Genomic DNA, 11,028 nt, shown 5'->3' on the forward strand with positions numbered 1-11,028 from the left:
GGGTCGCACCTGCCTCGATCCGGAAGTCGGTCATCTCAGGAGATTCCAAACTCTTTGCTGATGAAGTCGAAGATCTCGTCGTCGCTGGCCGCGTCGAGATCGGGCCGGTCCTGCTCCGCGACGGGACCGGCGGCGAGGTCGGTCGCCTTGGCGAGCAGGTCCCGCACGCGGGCGGTGAACCGGTCCCGGGCCGCCGGGTCGAGCGGGATGGTGGTGAGCAGGCTCTCCACGGTGTCGATGCCGGAGAAGATGGGCTGGGTGGACGGGGCCGCGTCGGCGGCGATGTCGCCGGCCAGCCGCTCGGCGAGCGCGGCCGGCGTCGGGTAGTCGAACACCAGCGTCGCCGGCAGCCGCAGCCCGGACAGGGCGTTGAGCCGGTTACGCAGGTCGACGGCGGTGAGCGAGTCGAAGCCCAGGTCGGTGAAGAGCCGGCCCGGGTCGACGGCGTCGGCGCTGGCGTGGCCGAGGACCGCGGCGATGTTGGCCCGAACCACGTCGAGCACCACCTTGAGCCGTTCGGGCCCGGCCAGGCCGGCGAGCCGCTGGGTCAGCGGCACCCCGCCGGTGCGGGCGCCGGCGTCGACCGAGCGCCGCATCGGCGCCCGGACCAGGGCCCGCAGCAGCGGCGCGAGGGCGCCCGCCTCGGCCTGGGCGCGCAGCGCCGACACGTCCAGGCGCATCGGCACGACCGCCGCCGCGTCGAGCCGCCACGCCGCGTCGAAGAGGTCCAGGGCCTGCCCGGTGGCGAGGCCCGCCGCGCCCTGCTCGGCGATGCGCCGCACGTCGGCGTCGCCGAGGTGGCCGGTCATGCCGCTGGCCTGCTCCCACAGGCCCCAGGCGAGGGAGATGCCGGGCAGCCCCCGGGCCCGCCGGTGCGCGGCGAGCGCGTCGAGGAACGCGTTGGCTGCCGCGTAGTTGGCCTGGCCGGCGCTGCCCAGCGTGGCCGCCGCCGAGGAGAACAGCACGAACGCGGCGAGGTCCAGGCCGGCGGTGAGCCGGTGCAGGTGCCACGCCGCGTCGATCTTCGGCACGGCCACCGCGTCGACGCGTTCGGGGGTCAACGACTCCAGCACGCCGTCGTCGAGGACACCGGCGGCGTGCACGACGGCGGTGAGCGGGTGCGCGGCGGGCACCCCGGCCAGCAGCGCCGCGAGCGCGTCCGGGTCGGCCGCGTCGCAGGCGACGACCGTCACCCGCGTACCGGCCTCGGCCAGCTCGGCGACCAGGTCGCCGATGCCGTCGGCCGCCGCGCCCCGCCGCCCGGCCAGCAGCAGGTGCCGCACGCCGTGGGTGGTGGCGAGATGCCGGGCCAGGATCCGGCCCAGCACGCCGGTGCCGCCGGTGATCAGCACGGTGCCGTCGGGGTCGACGCCGCCGGGCAGCGGCTCCACCCCGGCCGGGACCCGGCCGAGGCGCGGCGCACGCACCTGGCCGGCCCGCACCGCGAGCTGCGGTTCGCCGGAGCCGATCGCGGGGGCCAGCGCGGCGGCGCTGGCCGGGTCGGCGTCGAGGTCGACCAGTTGCAGCCGGCCCGGGTGTTCGAGCTGCGCGGTGCGCAGCAGGCCCCACACCGGGGCCTGGGCCAGGTTGACCGCCGGTTGCTCCCCCGCCGCGACCGCGTCGCGGGTGACCAGCACCAGCCGGGACCCGGCGAACCGGTCGTCGGCGAGCCAGGTCCGCACCGCCGCGAGGGTACGGTGCGTCGTGGCCCGCGCCTGCGCGGCGAGACCCGGGTCCGCGTCGTCGTCCCCGCCGCCACCGACCCCGACGATCACGGCCTCGGGCGCGGGTTCACCCCCGGCGAGCAGGTCGCCGAGCGAGTCCAGGTCGACGTCGCTGCGCACCCGCGCGCCCGCCGACTCGCAGGCGGCGCTGAGGGTCAGGTCGTCGCCGCCGAGCACCGCCCAGCGGGTGGCCGCCGGCACCGGGCCGGTCGGCACGGGCAGCGCCGGCCAGTCCACCTGGAACAGCGACTCGTGCCGGCCGGAGCGGGCCGCGCCGAGGGAGTCACCGGAGACCCGGCGCATGATCAGGGACTCGGCGTGCAGCACCGGCGCGCCGGTGGCGTCGGCCACCTGGAAGGCGACCCCGACCTCGCCGGCCGCGCTGACCCGCACCCGCAGGGCGGTGGCCCCGGCGGCGAGCAGGGACACCCCGGTCCAGGCGAACGGCAGCCGGGGCACGGTGGCGTCGTCGCCGTCGCCCATCCGACCGAGGAAGCCGCCGATCGACATGGCCTGCAACGCGCCGTCGAGCAGCGCCGGGTGCACCCCGAACCGGCCCGCCTCGGCGTGGTGGTCGGCGGGCAGCTCCACCTCGGCGAAGACCTCGTCGCCCCGGGTCCACGCGGCGCGCAGGCCGCGGAACGCCGGCCCGTACCCGAAGACGGTCGCCTCGATGCCGGAGTAGAAGTCGTCGTTCTCGACGGGGGTCGCGCCGGGAGGCGGCCACACCCCGAGATCGAAGGCGGGCGGGTCGGCCGGGGCCGGGGCGAGCAGGCCGGTGGCGTGACAGGTCCAGGCCACGTCGGCGAGGATCTCGTCGGAGCCGTCCCGGTACGGGCGGGAGTGCAGCTGCACGGCCCGGCGGCCGTCGTCGTCGCGTTCGGCGACGGTGAGCTGCACCTGGAGGGAGCCCAGCTCGGGCAGGACGAGCGGGGCGAGCAGGGTCAGCTCGTCGACCCTCGGGCAACCGGCCTGCTCGCCCGCGTACGTCGCCAGCTCCACGAACGCGGTGCCGGGCAGCAGGATGTTGTCCATCACCCGGTGCTCCCCGAGCCACGGGTGGGTACGCACCGACAGCCGGCCGGTGAACACCATCCGCTCGCTGTCGGGGAAGGTGAGGGTAGCGCTGAGCAGCGGGTGTCCGGCGTCCTGGAGGCCTGCGGAGGCGACGTCCTGCGCCCGGTGCGCGGGCGGTTCCACCCAGAACCGCTGGTGCTCGAACGCGTACGTGGGCAGCGGCACCACGCCGGCCTCGGCGAGGACCTTCGTCAGGTCGACGGGCAGGCCGATCGCGTGCGCGGTGGCGAGGTTGGTCAGGAGTCGCGTCGGGTCGTCGTCACCCCGGCGCAGGCTGCCCAGGGTGTGGCCGGTGACGCCGGCGTCGTCGAGGATCGCCGTCACCGGCATCGTCAGCACCGGGTGCGGGGAGATCTCGATGAACGTGGTGTGCCCGGCGGCGACGGCGACGCGGACGGCGGCGTCGAACTGCACGGTCTGCCGCAGGTTGTCATACCAGTAGTCCGCCGTCATCGACGCCGGATCCACCCAGTCACCCGTCAACGTCGACACGAGCCGGACCCGACCCGACTGCGGGGTCACGTCGGCCAGGTCCGCACGGAGGCGTTCCGCGACGTCCTGCACGGACGGAGAGTGCGACGCGTAGTCCACCGGAATCAGGCGGGCGCGGATGCCCTCGGCCTGGCAGGCGTCCACCAGGTCCGCGACGGGCTGCGGCGGACCCGACACGACCACCGTCGACGGCCCGTTCACCGCGGCCACACCCACACCCGGGAACGCGGGGAGACGCTCGGCCACCGCGTCGGCGGACAGGTCCACCGACGCCATCGCACCCGTCCCCCGCAACACCGCAAGAGCCCGCGACCGCAGGGCAACCGTCTTCGCCGCATCCTCCAGGGACAGGATCCCCGCCACACACGCCGCACCGATCTCACCCTGCGAGTGACCCACCACCGCCTGCGGCACCACGCCCGCGTGCTCCCAGACCGCAGCCAGAGCGATGCCCACGGCCCACAGGACCGGCTGCACCACCTCGACCCGCTCCAACCACGCCTCGTCGTCGCCGGTCAACACGGAGACGAGGTCGACGTCGAGGTAGGGGGCGAGGGCCTGCTGACACTCGGCGAGCTTCGCGTCGAACACCGGCGTACGGCCCACCAGGCCAGCGGCCATGCGTGCCGACTGCGCACCCTGCCCTGGGAACACGAACACCGGACCCGCACCGTGACCCGATGCCACACCGCTGACCACATTGCCCGCCGGCTGACCGGACGCAAGCGCGTCCAACCCGGCGAGGAACTCCTCCACACCCGAACCGACCACGGCGGCCCGCTGGTCGAACGTCGACCGCGTCGTCGCCAGGGACCAACCGACCGCAGCGGTGTCCAGCACGCCGTGCTCCCGCACGTACGCGGCCAGCCGCTCGGCCTGACCAGCCAGGGCCGCCTTCGACCGGGCCGACACCGGCCACACCGTCACGTCGGCGGCCAGCAGCCCGGGGACGCCGGTGACGGCCGGGGCCACAGGCTCGTCGCCCTGCTCGACGATGACGTGGGCGTTGGTGCCGGAGATGCCGAACGACGACACCGCCGCCCGACGGGGCCGGTCCACCACCGGCCACGGCCGCGCCTCGGTGACCAGGTCCACCGCGCCCGCCGACCAGTCGATGTGCGGCGACGGCTCATCCACGTGCAACGACGCAGGCACGACCCCGTGCCGCATCGCCTGCACCACCTTGATCACACCCGCCACACCCGCCGCCGCCTGCGCATGACCGATGTTCGACTTGATCGACCCGAGCAGCAGCGGCCGGTCGCCGGGGCGATCCTGCCCATAGGTGGCCAGCAGCGCCTGCGCCTCGATCGGGTCACCCAACGTCGTGCCCGTGCCGTGCGCCTCCACCACGTCCACATCCGACGTCGACAGGCGCGCATTCGCCAGCGCCTGCCGGATCACCCGCTGCTGCGACGGACCATTCGGCGCGGTCAGACCGTTCGACGCACCGTCGGAGTTGATCGCGGTGCCGCGTACCACGGCGAGGACGTGCCGGCCCTGCCGGCGGGCGTCGGAGAGCCGCTGCACGAGGAGCATGCCGACGCCCTCGGACCAGCCGGTGCCGTCGGCCGACGCCGCGAACGACTTGCACCGGCCGTCGGCGGCCAGCCCGCGCTGGCGGGAGAACTCGACGAAGGCGGTCGGGGTGGCCATGACCATCACGCCGCCGGCCAGGGCCAGGTCGCACTCGCCCGCCCGCAGCGCCTGGCCGGCCCAGTGCAGGGCGACCAGCGACGACGAGCAGGCCGTGTCGAGGGAGACCGCCGGCCCTTCGAGGCCGAACGTGTACGCCACCCGGCCGGAGATGACGCTGCTGGTCATCCCGGTCAGCATGTAGCCCTCGGCGGCCTCCGGTGAGTACGCGAGCAGGCTGCCGTAGTCCTGGCCGCTGGTGCCGACGAACACGCCGGTGCTGCTGCCCCGCAGCGTCGCCGGGTCGATGCCGGCGCTTTCGAAGGTCTCCCAGGTGGTCTCCAGCAGCAGCCGCTGCTGCGGGTCCATGGCGAGGGCCTCGCGGGGGCTGATGCCGAAGAAGCCGGGGTCGAACCGGTCGACGCCGCGCAGGAAGCCGCCGCCGCGGGCGTAGAAGGTGCCGCTGGCGTCGGGGTCGGGGCTGTAGAGGCTGTCGAGGTCCCAGCCCCGGTCGGTGGGCAGGTCGGTGACCGCGTCGACGCCGTCGGCGACGAGCCGCCACAGGTCCTCGGGGGACCACACGCCGCCGGGGAGCCGGCACGCCATGCCGACGATGGCGAGGGGCTCGTCGTCGCCGACCGCCACGCTGGTGGTGGCGGGCCGGACGGGCACCGGCGTGCCGGCGATCTCCGTGCCGAGGTGGGCGGCGAGGTCGGCCGGGGTGGGGTAGTCGAAGACGAGGGTGGCGGGCAGCCGCATCCCGAACGCGTTGTTGAGGCGGTTGCGCATCTCGACGGCGGTGAGCGAGTCGAAGCCGAACTCGCTGAACGCCCGGCGCGGCTCGATGGCGGCCGGGTCGGGGTAGCCGAGCACGGCGGCGGCCTGCCCCCGGACGATCTCCACGAGGGCGGCGACCCGGTCGGCGTCGCCGAGCGCGGCGAGCTGCTGGACCAGGGACGCGCCGGTGGTCGCGGCGGCGGCGCGGGCGGGGGTGCGGATCAGGGCCCGGTACAGCGGCGGGATGCTGCCCCCGGCGAACTGCACCTTCATCGCGGCGAGGTCGAGGCGGGCGGGGACGAGGGCGGCGTCGGTGCGGCGGCAGGCGGCGTCGAAGAGGGCCAGCCCCTCCTCGGCCTCCATGGCGGCGACGCCGGAGCGGGAGATCCGGTTGAGGTGGACGTCGTCCAGTTCGGTGGTCATGCCGCTGCGGTCGGCCCACAGGCCCCAGGCGAGGGTTTGGGCGGCGAGGCCGCGCGCCCTGCGGTGCTGGGCGAGGCCGTCGAGGAACGCGTTGGCGGCGGCGTAGTTGCCCTGGCCGGGGCCGCCGGCGGTGGCGGCGAGTGACGAGTACGAGACGAACGCCTTCAGGTCGAGGCCGGCGGTCAGCTCGTGCAGGTGCCAGGCGGCGTCGACCTTGGGCCGCAGCACGCCGTCCATCCGCTCGGGCGTGAGGGAGGAGACGACGCCGTCGTCGCGTACCCCGGCGGCGTGGACGACGGCGGTGAGCGGGTGCGCGGCGGGGATGGCGGCGAGCAGCTCGGCGACGGCGTCGCGGTCGGCGACGTCGCAGGCGGCGGCGGTGACGGTCGCGCCGAGTTCGGCGAGTTCGGCGCAGAGTTCGGGGATGCCGGCGGCGGCCGGGCCGCGCCGGCTGGTGAGGATCAGGTGCCGGACGCCGTGGACGGTGACGAGGTGGCGGGCCATGAGCTGCCCGAGGGTGCCGGTGGCGCCGGTGACGAGCACGGTCCCGTCCCCGTCGAACGGGGCGGCGGGCGGCTCGGCGGGGGCCGGCACGCGGGTGAGCCGGGCCCCGGCGGCGACGCCGGCCCGGATGACGACCTGCGGCTCGTCGGTGCCGACGGCGGCGACGAGGGCGGCGGCGCAGCCGGCCGGGTCGTCGACGTCGACCAGCAGGAACCGGTCGGGGTTCTCCGACTGCGCGGAGCGGACGAGGCCGATGACGGCTGCGCCGGCCAGGTCGGTCAGGTCGGCGTCGGCGGCCGTGGCGACGGCACCCCGGGTGAGCGCGACGAGCCGGGAGGTGGCGTACCGGTCGTCGGCGAGAAACCGCTGCAGCACGTCGAGCGCCCGGTGGGTGACCCCGGCGACGGCGCGCGGCACGTCGTCGGTGGCCGGCGGGTCGAGGAACGGCACGACCAGCACGCCGGGCGCGTCCGTGCCGGCGTCCAGCGCGGCGGCCAGGCCCGCCAGGTCGGGGTACGCGGCGACGGCCGTCCCGGTGGTGGCGAGCGCGTCGGTCAGGCCGGCGGCGTCGCCGACGACCGCCCAGTCCGCGCCCGACGGTCCGGCGGGCAGGGCGAGCGGGGCCCACTCGATGCGGTACAGCGACTCGGTGCCGCCGCCGGAGGCGACGCGGAGCTGGTCGGCGGAGACGGGCCGCAGCACGAGGGAGCCGACGGAGATGATCGGCGCGCCGTCGACGTCGGCGAGGAGCAGGGAGACGCTGTCGGCGCCGGTGTGCGAGACGCGGACCCGGGCCGCCGCCGCGCCGGCCGCGTGCAGGGCGACGTCGTTCCAGGAGAACGGCAGCCGGCCGTAGCCGGGCGGGACGTCCGCGCCGGACGGTTCGCCGGCCGGCGTGGTGAGGCCGAGGGTGTGCAGGGCGGCGTCGAGCAGCGCCGGGTGCAGGCCGTACCCGCCGGCCTCGGCGGCCGGGGTCTCCGGCAGGGCCAGCTCGGCGAAGAGGTCGTCGCCGCGCCGCCAGGCGGAGCGCAGCGCGATGAAGGACGGGCCGTAGTCGTAGCCCTGCGCGGCGAGGTTGACGTAAAGGTCGTCGGTGGGGACCTCGGTGGCGCCGGGGGGCGGCCAGGCGGTGAGGTCGGACCAGCCGGGCGGGCCGGCGGGGGCGGCCGGGCCGCCGGCGAGTACGCCGCTGGCGTTGCGGGTCCAGCCGCGCTCGCCGCCCTCGGCCGGTTCGCCGTCGACGGCGGAGTGCAGGGAGACGGACCGGCAGCCGGTGTCGTCGGCGGGGCCGATCCAGAGTTGGATGTCGACGCCGCCGGTCTCGGGCAGGATCAGCGGCGCTTCCAGGGTCAGCTCGCGGACGTGGTCCGCGCCGACGTGCGCGCCGGCCTGCAACGCCAGCTCGACGAAGCCGGTGCCGGGCAGCAGCACGGTGTCGAAGACGACGTGGTCGCTGATCCACGGGTGGGTGCGCCGGGCGAGCCGCCCGGTGAACAGGAATCCCTCGGCGTGGGCGACGCCGACGGCCGCGCCGAGCAGGGGGTGCTGGGCGGGGCGCAGGCCGACGGCGGTGACGTCACCGGTCCACCCGGCGCCGGCTTCGGGCCAGTACCGCTGGTGCTGGAACGCGTACGTGGGCAGGTCGACGCGGGTGGCGTCGGTGCCGGCGAACCACGGCTGCCAGTCCACGGTGGTCCCGTGCACGTGCAGTTCGGCGAGGGCGGCGAGCAGGGCGTCCGCCTCGGGCCGGTCCTTGCGTCCGGCGGCGACGGCGAGCACGCCCTCGGCGTCGGGGAGGATCTCGGCGGTCAGCGCGGTGAGAACGCTCGACGGCCCGATCTCCAGGTAGGTGCCCGCCCCGGCGGCGCGCAGCGCGGCGATCCCGTCGGCGTAGCGGACGGCCTCCCGCACATGCCGCACCCAGTAGTCGGCGGTCCGCAGGTCGTCACCGTCGGCGAGGGCCCCGGTCACGTTGGACACGACGGGCAGGACGGGAGCGGCGAAGGTCAGCGTGGCGAGGACGGCCCGGAACTCGGCCAGCATCGGCTCCATCAGCGGGCTGTGGAACGCGTGGCTGACGGCCAGCCGGCGGGTGCGTACGCCCCGGCCCTGCCAGAGCTGCTCGACCTCGTCGAGGGCCTCGACCGCGCCGGAGACCACCACGGAGGTGGGCCCGTTGACGGCGGCGATCCCGATGTCGGCCCGACCGTGCAGGGACTCCGCCACGTCGGCCTCGGCCGCGTTGACCGCGAGCATCCCGCCCCCGGCCGGCAACGCCTGCATCAGGCGACCCCGGGCGGCCACGAGCCGACACGCGTCGGCTAGGGACAGCACCCCGGCCACGTGCGCGGCGGTGATCTCACCGACGGAGTGCCCGCCGACGAAGTCCGGCACCACCCCGAACGACTCGACGAGCCGGAACAGCGCCACCTCGACGGCGAACAACCCGGCCTGCGTGAACACGGTCTGATCCAGCAACGCCGCCTCGGCGGAACCCTCATCGGCGAACAGCACCGGCTTCAGCGGCTGCGGCAGCAGCGGATCCAGCCCGGCGCACACCTCGTCCAGCGCGGCGGCGAACACCGGGAACGCCGCGTACAACTCCCGGCCCATCCCGGCGCGCTGCGCGCCCTGACCGGAGAACAGCACCGCGAGCGGACCCCGGTCGGCGGCCTGGCCGACCACCGCGCCGGACAGGTCCCCGGCGGCGAGGGCCCGCAGCCCGGCGGCGAGGTCGTCGCGGCCGGCGGCGGCGACGACCGCCCGGTGGTCCAGGGTGGAGCGGGTGGCGACCGACGAGAAGGCGACGTCGAGAGGGCGCAGGTCGGCGTCGGCGTCGAGCCTCTCGGCCCAGCGGCCCGCCTGCGCGGCGAGCGCGGCGGCGTCGCGGGCCGACACCACCACCGGCACGACCGGCCGGTCGGCCGACGGCGCGGCGTCGGCCGGGGCCGGCTCGGCGGTCGGGGCCTGCTCGACGATGACGTGGGCGTTGGTGCCGGACACCCCGAACGACGACACCGCCGACCGGCGGGGCCGCGCGACGGACGGCCATTCGGTGGCCTCGGTGACCAGCTCGACGGCGCCCGCGTCCCAGTCGACCTGGGGGGTGGGGGCGTCGACGTGCAGGGTGGGCGGCACCACGCCGTGCTGCATGGCGAGGACCATCTTGATCACACCGGCGACGCCGGCGGCGGCCTGCGCGTGCCCGATGTTGCTCTTGATCGAGCCGAGCAGCAGCGGCGCGGCGTCGCCCCGGTCCTGCCCGTACGTGGCGAGCAGCGCCTGCGCCTCGATGGGGTCGCCGAGGCGGGTGCCGGTGCCGTGCGCCTCCACCACGTCGACGCCGCCGGCGGCGAGGCCGGCGTTGGCCAGGGCCTGCTGGATCACGCGCTGCTGCGATGGCCCGTTGGGGGCGCTCAGCCCGTTGGACGCGCCGTCCTGGTTGACGGCGGAGCCCCGCACCACGGCGAGGATCGGGTGGCCGTTGCGCTGCGCGTCGGAGAGCCGCTCCAGCAGCAGCACGCCGACGCCCTCGGACCACCCCGTCCCGTCGGCGGCGGCGGCGAACGCCTTGCAGCGGCCGTCGGCGGCCAGGCCGCGCTGCCGGGAGAACTCGACGAACGCGGCCGGGGTGCACATGGCGGTGACGCCCGCGACGACGGCGAGGGTGCACTCCCGCTGCCGCAGCGCCTGCCCGGCGAGGTGCAGGGCGACCAGCGACGACGAGCAGGCGGTGTCGATCGTGACCGCCGGCCCCTCCAGGCCGAACGTGTAGGAGATGCGGCCCGAGACGACGCTGCCGGCGTTGCCGGTCATCAGGTGCCCCTCCAGGCCCTGCGCGGCACCCATCAGCACGCCGCCGTAGTCCTGGCCGGTGGAGCCGGCGAAGACGCCGGTGCGGCTGCCGCGCAGCGAGTGCGGGTCGATGCCGGCCCGCTCGAAGACCTCCCACGAGGTCTCCAGCAGCCACCGCTGCTGCGGGTCCATGGCCAGGGCCTCGCGGGGGGAGATCGCGAAGAAGCCCGGGTCGAAGTCCGCCAGGTCGTGGACGAAGCCGCCCTGCCGCGTGTACGAGGTGCCGGACTGCTCGCCGTCGGCGTCGTAGAGCGCCCCCAGGTCCCAGCCCCGGTCGGCCGGGAAGTCGCCGACCACGTCCCGGCCGGACGCGACGACGTCCCACAGGTCCTCGGGCGTACGCACGCCGCCGGGGAAGCGGCAGCTCATGGAGACGATGGCGATCGGTTCCTGCTCGCCGGCCTCCACCTCGCGCAGGCGCTGCCGCACCTGGTGCAGGTCGGCGGTGACCCGCTTGAGGTAGTCGAGAAGCTTCGCCTCGTCAGCCATGGACCGCCCACTCCTTGTGTTGACCCGTCGATCCGTGTTGGTCCGTCGCCCC

The 11,028-nt window shown here is 75.8% G+C and carries 1 protein-coding gene; it reads right to left on the reverse strand.

Translation table 11 applies throughout. The features are described from left to right. Positions 1-35: 35 nt before the first annotated feature. The gene (locus LPA42_RS04745) at positions 36-10,976 is read right to left on the reverse strand and encodes a type I polyketide synthase (RefSeq protein WP_228986343.1); all 10,941 of its coding nucleotides are present in this window, start codon (positions 10,974-10,976) and stop codon (positions 36-38) included. Between the last annotated feature and the right edge of the window lie 52 nt (positions 10,977-11,028).

The sequence above is a fragment of the Micromonospora sp. DH13 genome (genome assembly GCF_020873825.1).
Taxonomy (GTDB): Bacteria; Actinomycetota; Actinomycetes; order Mycobacteriales; family Micromonosporaceae; genus Micromonospora; species Micromonospora haikouensis.

What these genes read in the sequence shown, in the direction of transcription:
- LPA42_RS04745 (WP_228986343.1), bottom strand. Translation starts at nt 10,976, where the DNA reads ATGGCTGACGAGGCGAAGCTTCTCGACTACCTCAAGCGGGTCACCGCC.